The 14,000-nt window shown below is 64.3% G+C and carries 13 protein-coding genes and 1 riboswitch; of the genes, 7 read left to right on the top strand and 6 right to left on the bottom strand.

Translation table 11 applies throughout. The annotated features are described in order from the left end of the window. The first annotated feature begins 121 nt into the window (after window positions 1-121). The 3 genes from AC0C6X_RS08120 (at window position 122) to AC0C6X_RS08110 (ending at window position 2,953) form a co-directional block, all read left to right on the top strand. Window positions 122-1,075 (top strand): ABC transporter substrate-binding protein, encoded by a 954-nt coding sequence (locus AC0C6X_RS08120; protein ID WP_472952498.1) that lies wholly within the window; start codon window positions 122-124, stop codon window positions 1,073-1,075. A gap of 208 nt (window positions 1,076-1,283) precedes the next feature. Further along, window positions 1,284-2,162, top strand: coding sequence for an ABC transporter permease (locus AC0C6X_RS08115; RefSeq protein WP_472952496.1), 879 nt, complete (start codon window positions 1,284-1,286; stop codon window positions 2,160-2,162). After that, complete coding sequence (locus AC0C6X_RS08110) at window positions 2,159-2,953, top strand: ABC transporter ATP-binding protein (RefSeq protein WP_173517856.1); 795 nt, start codon at window positions 2,159-2,161, stop codon at window positions 2,951-2,953. The genes AC0C6X_RS08115 and AC0C6X_RS08110 overlap by 4 nt, the downstream gene beginning before the upstream one ends. 257 nt (window positions 2,954-3,210) lie before the next feature. On the opposite strand, the gene AC0C6X_RS08105 is transcribed toward AC0C6X_RS08110, so the two are convergent. Further along, window positions 3,211-3,852, bottom strand: a complete 642-nt coding sequence (locus AC0C6X_RS08105; protein WP_472952494.1) for a LysE family translocator — start codon at window positions 3,850-3,852, stop codon at window positions 3,211-3,213. Window positions 3,853-4,022: 170 nt separating this feature from the next. Between AC0C6X_RS08105 and AC0C6X_RS08100 the strand changes: the two genes are divergently transcribed. Continuing rightward, window positions 4,023-5,246 carry an argininosuccinate synthase gene (locus AC0C6X_RS08100; RefSeq protein ID WP_472952492.1) on the top strand — a complete coding sequence of 408 codons (1,224 nt, stop codon included), beginning with the start codon at window positions 4,023-4,025 and terminating at the stop codon, window positions 5,244-5,246. Between the two features lie 56 nt (window positions 5,247-5,302). Here the strand turns inward: AC0C6X_RS08100 and AC0C6X_RS08095 are convergent, their stop codons facing one another. The 5 genes from AC0C6X_RS08095 to AC0C6X_RS08075 form a co-directional block, all read right to left on the bottom strand. After that, window positions 5,303-6,520 carry a multidrug effflux MFS transporter gene (locus AC0C6X_RS08095; RefSeq protein ID WP_472952491.1) on the bottom strand — a complete coding sequence of 406 codons (1,218 nt, stop codon included), beginning with the start codon at window positions 6,518-6,520 and terminating at the stop codon, window positions 5,303-5,305. After that, a complete protein-coding gene (locus tag AC0C6X_RS08090; RefSeq protein WP_173517859.1) occupies window positions 6,517-7,008 on the bottom strand; it encodes a MarR family winged helix-turn-helix transcriptional regulator in 492 nt (163 codons plus the stop codon). The genes AC0C6X_RS08095 and AC0C6X_RS08090 overlap by 4 nt, the downstream gene beginning before the upstream one ends. 78 nt (window positions 7,009-7,086) lie before the next feature. After that, window positions 7,087-8,916 (bottom strand): ABC-F family ATP-binding cassette domain-containing protein, encoded by a 1,830-nt coding sequence (locus AC0C6X_RS08085; protein ID WP_472952488.1) that lies wholly within the window; start codon window positions 8,914-8,916, stop codon window positions 7,087-7,089. Window positions 8,917-8,919: 3 nt separating this feature from the next. After that, entirely contained in the window at window positions 8,920-9,570 is a 651-nt protein-coding gene (locus AC0C6X_RS08080; RefSeq protein WP_472952486.1) for a thiamine diphosphokinase, read from the bottom strand. 84 nt (window positions 9,571-9,654) lie between these two features. Then, window positions 9,655-10,140, bottom strand: a complete 486-nt coding sequence (locus tag AC0C6X_RS08075) for a GNAT family N-acetyltransferase (RefSeq protein WP_247959388.1) — start codon at window positions 10,138-10,140, stop codon at window positions 9,655-9,657. 146 nt (window positions 10,141-10,286) lie between these two features. Next, a riboswitch (TPP riboswitch) is annotated at window positions 10,287-10,404 on the top strand. A gap of 148 nt (window positions 10,405-10,552) precedes the next feature. Between AC0C6X_RS08075 and thiB the strand changes: the two genes are divergently transcribed. Genes thiB through thiQ form a run of 3 tightly spaced genes read left to right on the top strand, consistent with a single transcriptional unit; the run spans window position 10,553 to window position 13,915 of the window. Then, window positions 10,553-11,563: a thiamine ABC transporter substrate binding subunit gene (thiB, locus tag AC0C6X_RS08070; RefSeq protein WP_376741663.1), complete on the top strand. Its 1,011-nt coding sequence runs from the start codon at window positions 10,553-10,555 to the stop codon at window positions 11,561-11,563. Window positions 11,564-11,570: 7 nt separating this feature from the next. After that, on the top strand, window positions 11,571-13,199 hold the full coding sequence (thiP, locus tag AC0C6X_RS08065; RefSeq protein WP_472952485.1) for a thiamine/thiamine pyrophosphate ABC transporter permease ThiP: 1,629 nt from the start codon (window positions 11,571-11,573) through the stop codon (window positions 13,197-13,199). After that, entirely contained in the window at window positions 13,196-13,915 is a 720-nt protein-coding gene (gene thiQ / locus AC0C6X_RS08060) for a thiamine ABC transporter ATP-binding protein (RefSeq protein WP_173517863.1), read from the top strand. Before thiP ends, thiQ begins: the two co-directional genes overlap by 4 nt. Window positions 13,916-14,000: the final 85 nt, after the last annotated feature.

Genomic DNA, 14,000 nt, shown 5'->3' with positions numbered 1-14,000 from the left:
GCTCCGCGATCTTCAGCCTTGGGAATCGATGAAGAACTTTGATGAATGATCCAGTTCCTATCGATTGATTTCATGTCCTCGGTTTCCTAAGAAGGCGGAAATCATTTCAGGAGGACAACCCATGCGCTCACTTCTCATCGCCCTTGCCGCTACGGTGGCATTCACCCTGCCCGCCCGTGCCGATGAGGTGACCGTCGCCGTGACCGCGATCGTCGAGCATCCGGCGCTCGATGCCGCCCGCGACGGTGTGAAGGATGCGCTGGCCGCCGCCGGCTACAAGGAAGGCGAAAACCTCAAGTTCATCTACGAGTCGGCCCAGGGCAACCCGGCGACCGCCGCGCAGATCGCCCGCCAGTTCGCCGGCGAGGGCCCGAATGTGATCGTGCCGATCTCGACGCCGTCCGCCCAGGCCGTCGTCTCCTCGACCCGCGACATCCCGATCGTCTTCACCGCCGTTTCCGATCCGGTCGGCGCGCAGCTCGTCAAGGACATGGACAAGCCCGGCGGCAACGTCACCGGCCTCTCGGATATGTCGCCGGTCGGCGAGCACGTGGCGCTGATCAAGGAGATCCTGCCGAACGCCAAGTCGATCGGCTACCTCTACAATTCCGGTGAAGCCAACTCCGTTTCGCTGCTCGCCGTGCTCAAGGCCGAAGCCGAAAAGGCCGGCATGACTGTCGTAGAGTCGGCTGCCACGAAGTCGGCCGAAGTTCAGGGTGCGGCCCGCGCTCTCGTCGGCCGCGCCGATGCGATCTACGTGCCCACCGACAACACGATCATCTCCGCCCTCGAAGGCGCCGTCGCCGTTGCCGAGGAAGCCAAGCTGCCACTCTTCACCGCCGACACGGACTCCGTTGCCCGCGGCTCGCTGGCAGCCCTCGGCTTCAACTACTACGACGTCGGCAAGCAGACCGGCGACGTCGTCGTTCGCATCCTCAAGGGCGAAAACCCGGGTGACATCGCCGTGAAGGTCGCTGCTGGTTCCGACCTGGTGATCAACAAGAAGGCCGCCGAGAAGATGGGCGTCACCCTCCCGGAAAGTGTCGTAAAGCGCGCAACGCGCGTCGTTGAATAAGGCTTTCGGCCTTTTCAGGTTCAAGTTTGTTGCGTTTTACCCGCCTCCGTTCCATACGGGGGCGGTTCGCTATGAGAGGCCCGGGATATCGAGGCCGCTCCAAAGTTCTAAGCGGCATAGGCGCCCCACCGTCGGGCGAATATGCCAGGCGGGAGCGTCGCGCACATAAGGACAACCAAGCGCGACACGTGGAAAAGAGGGTCTGGGGTTGAGTCTAATCGCTTTCTGGGGAGCCGTGGAACTGGGGCTGGTCTACGCCTTCGTTGCCGTCGGCGTCTTTCTCGCTTTCCGGGTACTCGATTTCCCCGACCTGACCGTCGATGGATCGTTTCCTCTGGGGGCTGCCGTCACCGCCGTTCTGATCATCGCCGGCGTCAATCCGTGGCTTGCCGCCTGCGTGGCGATGGTCGCCGGTGCCGTGGCCGGCATCGTCACGGCGATGCTCAACGTGCGCTTCAAGATCCTCAACCTGCTCGCCTCGATCCTGACGATGATCGCGCTCTTCTCGGTCAACCTGCGCGTCATGGGCAAGCCGAACGTCGCGCTGATCAATGCCGACACGATGCTGTCGCCCTTCTACGGCCTCGGTCTGCGTGATTTCTATGTCCGTCCGCTGTTTATCGGCGTGCTCGTCCTCATCGCCGTCGTCGTCGTCTGGCGCTTCCTCGAAAGCGATGCCGGTCTCGCGATGCGCGCCACCGGCGCCAATGCCCGCATGGCCCGCGCACAAGGGGTCGACACCAACCGCCAGATCTATCTCGGCATGGCGATCTCCAACGCGCTCGTCGCCTTCGGCGGCGCGCTCTTTGCCCAGACCAACGGCTTTGCCGACGTCACCTCGGGCGTCGGCACCATCGTCGTCGGTCTCGCGGCCGTCATCATCGGCGAGACGCTGCTCGGTGCCCGCGGTATCCTGATCACGCTGATCGGCTGCGTGCTCGGCTCGATCCTCTACCGCATCGCCATCCAGTTGGCGCTGTCGACCGACATGCTCGGGCTGCAGGCCTCCGACCTCAACTTCGTGACGGCCGCGCTCGTGACCTTCGCCCTTATCCTTCCCCGCCTGCGTCGTGGAGGTGCGGCATGATCAGCGTCCAGAACATCCAGGTCGTCTTCGGCAAGGGCACGCCGCTGCAGAAGCAGGCACTGAACGGCGTCAGCCTGACCATCGAGCAAGGCTCGTTCGTCACCGTCATCGGCTCCAACGGCGCCGGTAAGTCGACGCTCCTTGGCGTTCTCGCCGGCGACGTGCTGCCAAGTGCAGGCCAGGTGACAATCGGCAAGACCGACGTCACCCGCAAGGGCACCGCCGCCCGCGCCGGCCTTGTCGCCCGCGTTTTCCAGGATCCGCTGACCGGCAGCTGCGGCGCGCTCTCGATCGAGGAAAACCTGGCGCTCGCCGCCAAGCGCGGCGAAGCGCGCGGCCTCACCGCGGCGCTCGGGCCCAAGCGCCGCGAGCATTTCCGCGAACGCATCGCCGAGCTCAATCTCGGACTTGAAAACCGCATGGGCGACCGCATGGACCTGCTCTCCGGCGGCCAGCGCCAGGCAGTTTCGCTAGTCATGGCGACGCTTGCAGGTTCGGAAGTGCTGCTGCTCGACGAGCACACCGCAGCACTCGACCCGGGCATGGCGGAGTTCGTGATGAACCTCACGCAGAAGATCGTCTCGGAGCGCAAGCTGACGACGATGATGGTCACCCATTCGATGCGCCAGGCGCTCGACTATGGCCACCGCACCATCATGCTGCACGGCGGCGAGATTGTGCTCGACGTCGCCGGCGACAGCCGCAAGGAATTGCAGGTCGAGGACCTGATCGCCATGTTCCGCCGCATCCGCGGCCAGACGCTCGACGACGACGCGCTGCTGATCGGCTGATCCGGTTTAACTGGGCGTCCTCTTCGAGATTGCCCCTCATCTGCCTGCCGGCATCTTCTCTCCGTGGACACGGGGAGAAGACACAAGCGGCGATCGCTCGGTTCCCGCCAGCCAACGGCACAGGCTGCAATCGACACCCCTTCTAAGATGGCTCCGCCGACGTCGCGTATCGCGCCGATCGGCGCAGCATGCGCTCTTCTCCCCGCGAGCGGGGAGAAGAGCCAGCAGGCAGATGAGGGGCAAAACCCAGACGAACCTTACCGCGCCGTCGTCATGAAGATCTTGACGGCGAAGACCGAGAAGACGCCGGCGAAGCTGAAGTCGAGCGCCCGCATTGCCGCCTTGTTGCGCTGAAGCCAGGAGGCGAGCCAGTCGGCGGTGAAGACCACCAGCATGTTGACCGGCATGCCGATCGTGATGAAGAACAGACCAAGGAACAGCAGCTTGCCCGTGACCGAAGGATCGTCGGCGCTGACAAACTGCGGCAGGAAGGTCATGAAGAAGATGATGACCTTGGGATTGAGCAGGTTCACCCAGAAGCCGGCGGAAATGTTGGCAACAGCCGTGCCCTCCGCCGCCTCGACCTTCTGGACGGAGACGCTGGAGCCGAAGCGGATCGCCTGCACCGCAAGCCAGAGAAGATAGGCGGCGCCGCCGGTCTTGAGGATGGTGAAGGCGGTGGGCGAAGCGGTGATCAGCGCCGAGATGCCGAAGGCGACGAGAAGCGTATGCACGACGATGCCGAAGCTGGTGCCGAGCACGACGAAGAGCGCGGCCTTCTTGCCTTGCGCCAGCGCGCGGCTGATCGAGAGCGTCATGTCCGGACCCGGCGTCGCCGCCAAAAGCAGCGTCGCGGCCGCGAAGGTGAAGAGGGTTGGCAGGCTGGGAATGAAGTCCATCGTCGGTCTCCGAGGCGCGAGTTCGCCTTTCGTAATCCCGTGCCCGCTCTTTTGCCAGCGGATTCGCGAGATCCGGCGTTCTAATGCTTGTATCGCCGCAGGTTCTGGCTAAAGTGCCGCAGATTTGCACGCGGCATCGCCGCCCTCCCAAGACCAGACGGACGGAAACCATGGCATCGCATAAAGACGTGAAAAAGGTCGTTCTCGCCTATTCGGGCGGTCTCGACACCTCGATCATCCTGAAGTGGCTGCAGACCGAACTCGGCGCGGAAGTCGTCACCTTCACCGCCGACCTCGGCCAGGGCGAAGAGCTCGAGCCGGCCCGCAAGAAGGCCGAAATGCTCGGCATCAAGGAAATCTACATCGAGGACGTCCGCGAGGAGTTCGTCAAGGATTTCGTCTTCCCGATGTTCCGCGCCAATGCGGTCTACGAAGGTGTCTACCTGCTCGGCACCTCGATCGCCCGCCCGCTGATCTCCAAGCACCTGATTGACATCGCCCGGAAAACCGGCGCCGATGCGATCGCCCACGGCGCCACCGGCAAGGGCAACGACCAGGTTCGCTTCGAGCTTTCGGCCTATGCTCTGAACCCCGACATCAAGATCATCGCCCCCTGGCGTGACTGGTCGTTCAAGAGCCGCACCGACCTGCTCGAATTCGCCGAAAAGCACCAGATCCCGGTTGCCAAGGACAAGAAGGGCGAGGCCCCCTTCTCCGTCGACGCCAACCTCCTGCACTCCTCCTCCGAAGGCAAGGTTCTGGAAGATCCGGCCCAGGAAGCGCCTGAATACGTGCATATGCGCACGATCTCGCCCGAGGCCGCTCCCGACAAGGCGACCGTCATCAAGATCGGCTTCGAGCGCGGCGACGCCGTTTCGATCAACGGCGTGCGCCTGTCGCCGGCGACCCTGCTTGCCAAGCTCAACGAATACGGCCGCGACAACGGCATCGGCCGCCTCGACCTCGTCGAGAACCGCTTCGTCGGCATGAAGTCGCGCGGCGTCTACGAGACCCCCGGCGGCACCATCCTTCTTTCCGCTCACCGCGCGATCGAATCGATTACGCTCGACCGCGGCGCCGCACACCTCAAGGACGAGCTGATGCCGCGTTACGCCGAGCTGATCTATTACGGCTTCTGGTTCTCGCCGGAGCGCGAAATGCTGCAGGCGGCAATCGACAAGAGCCAGGAGCATGTCGAGGGCGAAGTGACGCTGAAGCTCTACAAGGGCAATGTCATGGTGATCGGCCGCGAGAGCGCCAAGTCGCTCTATTCCGACAAGCTGGTCACCTTCGAGGACGACCAGGGCGCCTATGACCAGAAGGACGCCGCCGGTTTCATCAAGCTCAACGCGCTGCGCCTGCGCACGCTGGCCGCACGCAACCGCAACCAGTGACGACTAACCGGATTGGATCGATCGAGGCCCGCAGCGATGCGGGCCTTTTCGTTGCCCTATTCCCCGGGCGACGGTGCGGCGGCAAGCACTTCCCTCTGCGTCGCGCGGAGGAACCAGACGTAGCTTAAGATCGCTGTCAGCACCATCAACGGGATGACCGTCCCGAAGGCGAGGGTGGGCATGCCGATGAGCGCCGCAGCAAGCCCCCCGAGGAAGCCGCAGGTCATTTGGATGAAACCCATCATCGCCGAAGCGGAGCCGGCAATATGCGGGAAGGACGAAAGTGCCGCCGTCGACATGTGCGGCGTCAGGAAGGCGATGCCGAAGGTGAGGAAGGCGACCGGCACCATGATCGTGAGGTAGCTGGGCTCGATCGCCCGGACAGAGATCGCCATCATCAGCCCGCCGAGGCCGAGCATCGAAAGCCCCGCGCGCACCGACCCCTCACCGCCTAGCTTGGGCACGGCGAAGCGCAGCGAGATCGATCCGAAGAAATAGGCGCCGCTCTGCATCATCATGCCGAGGCCAAAGGCCGTCGGCGTCATGCCGACCTTGCCAATCAGGATGAAGGGCAGCATCGTCGCCTGGGCATAGAGCGCGCCGACGGAGCCACCGAGCACGATGACCGCAGAGATGAAGCGGGCATTGAGGACAAGCTCGCCATAGGCCTTCGCGAGCCCCGCAGGACGCGCCCGCGACCGGTCTGGCACGCTGGTTTCCCGCATGAAGGCAAGCACGACGGTCGCGAGCATGAGGCCGAAGCCGACCAGCAGGAAGAAGATCGACTGCCAGCCGAAGGTGGCGAGCGCCAGCCCGCCGATCGTCGGCGCGATGGCCGGACCGATCGCCAGCATGATGCCGATGAGGTTCATGATGCGCGCCGATTCCGCGCCGACGAACTGGTCGCGCACGATGGCCCGCGCCACCGTCATGCCGACGGAGGCGCCGACGCCTTGCACGAGACGGCCGGCGAGCAGCCATTCGACCGAGGGCGCAAAGGCGGCAATGAGGCTGCCGAGCATGTAGACGCCGACGAAACCCACCGTCGCCGGCCGCCGGCCGAAGGCATCGGACATCGGCCCGGCCAGAAGCTGCGCCATGGCAAAGCCGGCGAAATAGACCGAAAGCGTGAGCTTGATCACCGCCTCGGTGCTGCCGAAGGCAGTCACCAGTTCCGGCATCGCCGGCGTGTAGATCGACATCGAGATCGGGCCGATGGTCGCCAGCATGGCGCCGATGATGCTCGTGCGCCGTTCGCTCATGCGGCGCGTCATCGAGCGTCTCCGGACTTCTCTCCCGTCTCCTTGCCGGCGAGGCACGGATCGAGGCGGCGCAGATTGTCGCGCAGAATGCGCAGGTTCGAACAGAGATGTTCACGCGCCGCCTCGTCGAGCCCGGCGGTATAGGCGTTCATCATCTCCCGCAGCCCGGCCATCAGCTCCGTGAGCAGCGGATCGGCCTTGTCGCTGATCACGACGTTCTTGGCGCGGCGGTCGGCCGGATCCGGAACGCGGGCGACGAGGCCCATCGCCTCCAGCCGATCGAGATAGGCCGAAAGCGTCATCGGCTCGATGCCCATGCGGGTGGCGATCTCGGCCTGCTTGATGCCTTCGGTGAGCGCCACCTGGATGAGCGTGCGCGCCTCGCCGGGGGTGATGCCCAGATCCATGGCGTTGACCTTGCGATCGAAAGCCCCGCGCAACAGGCGCGAGACGTCGGTCAGCAGCATTCCAATGGTTTCGGATTCGAGTTTGAAGGGCATCAGGATCGTTCATAAAAGATATAATAAGTTTTCCTTATCATATCCCCTGACAGCGTTCAACGCGCCACCGGTTGTGGCTTAGCCTTCGAGCTCCTCACGCAACATTTCGAGCTCCAGCCATTCCTCCTCCATGCGGGCCAGATCCGCACGAAGCTTCTCCAGTTCCTGCGCGAGCTTCGCAAAAGCGTTTGGGTCTTTTGTGAAAAGGTTGGGGTCGGCCATCTTTTCCTCGCGCTTGGCGGCCTCGGCCTGCGCCTTGGCGATCTCCTTCGGCAGGTTTTCGAGCGCGAATTTCTGCTTGTAGGAAAGCTTGCCCTTGGCGGCCCTTGGCGCTTCGGCGGCGGGTGCGGCCGTGTCGTTGGCCTTGGCCTTCTCCACCCTTTCGGCTCTGCGCTTTTCCTCGATCGCGCCCTTGCGCTGCGCCATCATGTCGGAATAGCCGCCGGCATATTCGATCCAGCGGCCGTCCGGCTCCTCGGGGTTTGCCGGCGCGATCGTCGAGGTGACGGTGCGGTCGAGGAAATCACGGTCGTGGCTGACGAGGATCACCGTTCCGGCAAAGCCGGCGACGATCTCCTGCAAGAGGTCGAGGGTCTCGATGTCGAGGTCGTTGGTCGGCTCGTCGAGGATCAAGAGGTTCGTCGCCCGCGCCAGGATACGCGCCAGCATCAGCCTTGCCCGCTCGCCGCCGGAGAGTTCGCGGATCGGGGTGCGCGCCTGCTCCGGCTGGAACAGGAAGTCCTTCATGTAACCGGTGACGTGGCGCTGCTCGCCATTGACCAGCAGGTTATCGCCGCGGCCGTCCGTCAGGTAGTGTGCCAGCGTCTCATCCAGATTGAGGTCTTCGCGCCTCTGGTCGAGCGTCGCCATTTCGAGATTGGTACCGAGCTTGACCGTGCCGCTGTCCGGTTCGATCTGCCCGGTCAAAATCTTCAGAAGCGTCGTCTTGCCGGCACCATTCGGGCCAACGAGACCGATGCGGTCGCCGCGATGCACGCGGATCGAGAAGGGTGCAACGATGGTGCGCTCGCCATAGGCCTTGCTGATCTTCTCGGCCTCGATCACCAGCTTGCCGGATTCCTTGGCATCGGCAACCGTCGCCTGCACTGTCCCCTGCGGTCCCTTGTGGCCACGATAGGCCGCTCGCATGGTCTGCAGTTCGCCGAGACGGCGCATGTTGCGCTTGCGCCGCGCGGTCACGCCGTAACGCAGCCAGTGCTCCTCGCGTTCGATCGCCTTGCCGAGCTTGTGCTGCTCCAGCTCTTCCGCTTCCAGCACCTCGTCACGCCAGGCTTCGAAATGCGCAAAGCCGCGGTCGAGCCGGCGCGACTGGCCACGATCGAGCCAGACGGTTGCGGTCGAAACCTTCTCCAGGAAGCGCCGGTCGTGCGAGATCAGCACCAGTGCCGAGCGGCTGCGGGTAAGCTCGTCTTCCAGCCATTCGATCGTCGGCAGGTCGAGATGGTTGGTCGGCTCGTCAAGCAGCAGGATATCGGGCTCTGGCGCCATGACGCGGGCGAGCGCCGCCCGGCGCGCCTCGCCGCCGGAGAGCCGCTTCGGGTCTTCTTCGCCGGTCAGTCCCAGATGCTGCAACAGATAGGCGACGCGATAGGGGTCGTCGCTCGGCCCGAGCCCCGCCTCGGCATAGGCCTGCACCGTGTCGTACCCGTCGAAATCCGGCGCCTGGTGCAGATAGCGAATGGTCGCCGAGGGATGGCGGAACACTTCGCCCGACTGCGCTTCCGCAAGACCCGCGGCAATCTTCATCAGCGTTGACTTGCCCGAGCCGTTGCGCCCGACCAGGCAGATCCGGTCGCCCGGCTCCACTTGCAGGTTGGCGCCGGCCAGAAGCGGCGTGCCGCCGAAGGTGAGGAAGATGTCGTCGAGTTTCAGAATGGGGGGCGCCAAGGCTCAGGCTCCGGTAAGATCATAGGGGCGGGCAAGCACGATGGCGCGGCCGCTCTTGAGGCTGAAGCGAAGGGGACCCTCCGCAACATTGGAAACGGTTCGGGACGAGCCGAACGGCAGGGTGAAATCGTCGAGCGGGTAACGCGCATTGACGATCGAAAGACCGGCGAGCTCGGTCAACCCCAGGACCGAAAAGAGGCAACCCTTCGGCAGGTCGAGCTCGAGCGTACCGGCAAGCAGCGGATAGGCCTCTTCCTCGCCGGAGGTCATCAGCACCGAAAGCCCGCGCTCGGCAAGGGCGACCGCCTGCAACAGGTGCAGGAAGGCATGGTCGCTGCGGGTGCCGCCAAGCGCACCGGCAAAGATCAAGCTGTCGGCACCACGCGACAGGGCAGCCTCGACGGCGATCTCGCCATCCGTGGCCGCCTTTGCCGCCGGATAGGCCTCGCGCGGAACGGAGGCGAATTCGGAAAGCAGGGTGTCTTCAGTCGAATCGAAATCACCGACCCAGACATCCGGGACGATGCCGAGCAGACGGGCGTGCCGCATGCCGCCGTCAGCCGCGACGAAGCGGCTTCCGCCGAGCTGGCGTGTCAGCCGGTCGGTGCTTGTGAGCGCACCGCCAAGCAGAATGGTGAAGGTCGATCGAGCCATGGCAAAGCCCATAGCGCAAAGGACCGCGGAAGGAAAACGAAGAAAGCTGCAAGACGGTCGGATCTCAAGATTTTGCGAGAGCCGTCAATGGCCTTCCGGCACCGGATCGGGAGACAGCATGCCGGCATAGACGCCGGGCGTCGAATCCGGAATCTCGATAGCGCCGGCCACACGCTCATAGAACCTCGCCGGGCCGACCCCGCCGATGACCGCATAACCGTAGCCAGCCTCGCGCATCGCCGTCAGGCTTTCGATCAGCAGCGCCTCGCCGATGCCCTGCCCGCGCATGCCTTCGTCGACGCCGGTCGGGCCGAAGAAACCGAGCGCGGTCACGTCGTAGCAGGCGAAACCGACGATCTTCTCGTCATGCACCGCGATATGAATGCGCGTCGGGGTCGAGGAAAAGGCCGCTTCCGCCTCGCCCGCCCAGCCGGCGCCGAAAGTCCTCTCGATCCAGGAGACGATCAGGCGGCGCTCGGGCGCCATGGCGCGGCGAATGCGGATGCCCGGGCCAAGCTTCGACTGGGGCTGCGCCGGCAAGGCATATAGTCGAACGAGCATATCTGGCATGGCATTTCCTCCTCGCAGCTCTCTGCAGCTTTTGTCTTAGCGCGGCTGCCGGCTTACGCAAGCGCGGACGCCATGCCCGGAGCCGCACCAGTCTCGGCTTGCACCAAACACGCTTGCCATGGAACCAACGTGGCGGTAAATCTCTTGGCGCTCTAACGGGGTGCCTTCCGACCGCATGACGGCCGAAGGCTGAGAGGCGTGAAACGCCAACCCGCGGAACCTGATCCGGCTCATACCGGCGGAGGGATTAGACGCGATCGCACCGATACGCCCTTTTCCCGTGCAACAACGAACATTGGGAGAGGTGCTTCGCATGTCCAATTCATCACAGCTCAAAATGATTAGCCGGCTAAAGCAATTCCAGCAAAAGTGCGACGCGGTTTTGCGTCCGGAATTGCGCAAAAGTAAGAAGCTGGAGCGCTTCCGCGCTCTAGCTCTGGCTGCCGCGGCAAGCCTTGTTTTCGCTGGTTATGCAACGGCTGCCGACAAGACGCTGACGGTCTATACCTATGAGAGCTTCATCACCGAATGGGGCCCCGGCGCCAAGGTGGCGGAAGCCTTCGAAAAGACGTGCGAGTGCAAGGTCAACTATGTCGGCGTTGCCGATGGCGTCGAATTGCTTACCCGCCTGAAGCTCGAAGGCGAAGCTTCGAAGGCCGACATCGTGCTCGGTCTCGACACCAACCTCGTGGCGGAAGCCAAGGCAACCGGCTTCTTCGCGCCGCACGGGGTCGACGCCAAGGACCTCAAGGTCCCGGGCGACTTCTCCGACGATACCTTCCTGCCCTATGACTACGGCCACTTCGCCGTCGTCTATGACACCGAAACGCTGAAGACGCCGCCGAAGAGCCTCAAGGAACTGGTGGAAGGCGACGCGTCGCAGAAGATCGTCATCGAGGACCCGCGCACCTCGACGCCCGGCCTCGGTCTGCTGCTCTGGGTCAAGGCCGTCTATGGTGATGAGGCGGGTGCCGCCTGGGCAAAGCTCAAGGATCGCGTCCTGACGGTCACCCCCGGCTGGTCGGAAGCCTATGGCCTCTTCACCAAGGGCGAAGCGCCGATGGTGCTCTCCTATACCACCTCGCCCGCCTACCACATGGTTGCTGAGAACACCGACCGCTACCAGGCGGCCGCTTTCTCCGAAGGCCACTACATCCAGATCGAAGTCGCCGGCATGACCAAGAATGCCAAGGAGCCGGAACTGGCTAAGCAGTTCTTGAGCTTCATGACCGGGCCGGAGTTCCAGTCGATCATCCCGACGACCAACTGGATGATGCCGGTTGGCGCCACCAGCGCGCCGCTGCCGGATGCTTTCAACAAGCTGGTCACTCCGGAAAAGACCTTGCTGCTGCCGTCGGAAGAGGTCGCGAAGAACCGCAAGGCCTGGATCGACGAGTGGCTTGCCGCGATGAGCAAGAACTGAGGCCGGATTGTTCGCGCTTCGCGAAAACCGCATGACGGTTGCCGCCGGGGCATTTTGCCTCGGCGCCTTCCTGCTCTTCGTCGGCCTGGCGATCGCCGCCTTGCTCGCTGAGACCGGCGGCGCGGGCGAGGGCCCCCTGTTCGACGCCTATATCTGGCGCGTCACCCGCTTCACGCTGCTGCAGGCAAGCCTTTCCACGCTGCTATCGGTGCTCTTCGCGATACCGGTGGCGCGGGCGCTGGCGCGGCGGCCGCAGTTTTTCGGCCGCATCTGGCTCTTGCGGCTGATGGCGCTGCCGCTCGGTCTGCCCGTTCTCGTCGGCGCGCTTGGACTCATCGAAATCTGGGGACGCCAAGGGTTCCTCAATGCGGGCCTGCGCTGGCTTGGTCTTGAGCGGCCGGTCAGCATCTACGGCCTGTTCGGCATCCTGCTCGCCCATGTCTTCTTCAACATGCCGCTTGCGGCGCGCCTGTTCCTGGCCGGTCTCGAGCGCATTCCCGCCGAATACTGGCGCAGCGCCGCCAATCTCGGCATGGCGTCCCACGCGCTTTTCCGCTTCATCGAATGGCCTGTTGTTCGCGGCCTGCTGCCGGGTGCGGCCGGCCTCGTCTTCATGCTCTGCGCCACCAGCTTCACGCTCGTGCTGACGCTTGGCGGCGGGCCGGCGGCCAGCACGATCGAGGTCGCGATCTACCAGGCGCTGCGCTTCGATTTCGATCCGCCGCGCGCCATCGCGCTGTCCGGCTTGCAGATCGCCATGACCGGCGTCCTGCTTTTCATTCTCAGACGTCTGGCAACGGAGCCGGAGGAGGGCATGACCGGTGGCCGCACGGTTCGCCGCTTCGATGGCGCGGCACCCGTAGCGCGTCTCAACGATGGCGCCTGGATCGTCCTGGCATTGCTCTTCCTCATCGCCCCCCTGGTTGCGGTGGTCGTCTCCGGGCTGCAGGCCGATCTCCTCAAGCTCGCCCGGGACCCGAACGTGCACCGGGCGCTGATGACGAGTGCTGCGATCGCGCTTGCCTCGGCATTCGCCTCCGTTTCCATGGCGGCCGTCATGATCCGCGCCGCGGCAACAATGACCGCGCCCCGGCATGCCGGAAAGCTGGCGCACGGCTTTGCCGGTATGATCGGCGCCAGCACCTCGCTCATCCTGCTGGTGCCGCCGGTCGTGCTCAGCGCCGGCTGGTTCCTGCTCCTCCGCCCCTTCGGTGATGTCGCGCGCTTTGCGCCTGTCATTGTCGTGGCGATCAATGCCCTGATGGCGCTCCCCTTCGTCCACCGTATCCTGGCGCCGGCTATGGCGACGCACACGGCGCGCTCTGAACGGCTGGTGGCAAGCCTCGGCATCCGCGGCTTTCATCGCCTGCGATGGATCGACTTTCCCGCCCTTCGCAAACCGTTGCTGATGGCGCTCTCCTTCGCCATGGCGCTGTCGCTCGGCGATCTCGGTGCCGTCGCGCTCTTCGGTTCGCAGGACATGGTGACGCTTCCCTGGCTGCTCTATAGCCGTATGGGCAGCTACCGCACGGCCGATGCGGCCGGCCTCGCCCTCTTCCTCGGGCTTCTCTGCCTGATCTTCACCATCCTCGGCACGGCGGACGACGTCCGCCGGCCGGAAAGACGCAAAGCATGACCGAGCCCACCGCTGCCATAGAACTGCGCAATGTCGAGGTTCGTTTCGAAGCGACCACGCTGCGCTTCGATTGCACGATCGCCGCCGGCGGAATCGTTGCCGTTGCCGGCGCCTCCGGGACCGGCAAGTCGACGCTCTTCCACCTCATTGCAGGTTTTGAGGATGCCGACTACGGCGAGATCCGTATCCTCGGTGAGAACGCTGGCAACCGGACACCTTCCGAGCGCCCGGTCTCGATGATCTTCCAAGACAACAATCTCTTCGCCCATCTCGATGTCGCGACCAATGTCGGCCTCGGCATCGATCCCGCACTTCGCCTGACGGACGAAGATCGGAAGAAGATCGAGGACGCGCTTCGCCGCGTTGGGCTTGAAGGCTTCGGACGACGACTGCCGTCCACGCTTTCCGGCGGGGAACGCCAGCGGGTCGCGCTCGCCCGCGCACTCGTGCGGCACCGCCCCCTCCTCCTGCTGGATGAACCTTTCGCTGCCCTCGATCCCGGGATGCGCAGCGGCATGCGCACGCTGCTTCGCGAGCTGCACGCGGAAGAAGGCAACACCATCTTGATGATCACACACCATCCCGAAGACGTGAAGGCTCTGGCCGATAGCGTGCTTTTTCTCGACCAGGGGCGTATCATTGCACACGATACGCTCGACCGCTTCCTGGAGCGGCGCGACGATGCGGCAATCGACCGTTTTCTTGGCAACGCGTGAAGGAGAGTGCAGTTTCGCCTCGCCCTCAGCCGATTGCCACAATTTGACCGCGACGCCATGCGACGCGCGAAATATCCGGCCGCGG

The sequence above is a fragment of the Ensifer sp. VA4 genome, from assembly GCF_055710065.1.
The sequence above is the reverse complement of the archived record's forward strand: the minus strand, read 5'-3'. Positions and strand labels throughout refer to the sequence as shown.

Excerpts from the sequence above, each read along its gene's own strand:
- AC0C6X_RS08090 (WP_173517859.1), bottom strand. The coding sequence starts at position 7,008 with ATGCCCTTCAAACTCGAATCCGAAACCATTGGAATGCTGCTGACCGAC.
- thiQ (WP_173517863.1), top strand. The coding sequence starts at position 13,196 with ATGACCGAGCCCACCGCTGCCATAGAACTGCGCAATGTCGAGGTTCGT.
- AC0C6X_RS08095 (WP_472952491.1), bottom strand. The coding sequence starts at position 6,520 with ATGACGCGCCGCATGAGCGAACGGCGCACGAGCATCATCGGCGCCATG.
- AC0C6X_RS08075 (WP_247959388.1), bottom strand. The coding sequence starts at position 10,140 with ATGCCAGATATGCTCGTTCGACTATATGCCTTGCCGGCGCAGCCCCAG.
- AC0C6X_RS08080 (WP_472952486.1), bottom strand. The coding sequence starts at position 9,570 with ATGGCTCGATCGACCTTCACCATTCTGCTTGGCGGTGCGCTCACAAGC.
- AC0C6X_RS08110 (WP_173517856.1), top strand. The coding sequence starts at position 2,159 with ATGATCAGCGTCCAGAACATCCAGGTCGTCTTCGGCAAGGGCACGCCG.
- AC0C6X_RS08120 (WP_472952498.1), top strand. The coding sequence starts at position 122 with ATGCGCTCACTTCTCATCGCCCTTGCCGCTACGGTGGCATTCACCCTG.
- AC0C6X_RS08105 (WP_472952494.1), bottom strand. The coding sequence starts at position 3,852 with ATGGACTTCATTCCCAGCCTGCCAACCCTCTTCACCTTCGCGGCCGCG.
- AC0C6X_RS08100 (WP_472952492.1), top strand. The coding sequence starts at position 4,023 with ATGGCATCGCATAAAGACGTGAAAAAGGTCGTTCTCGCCTATTCGGGC.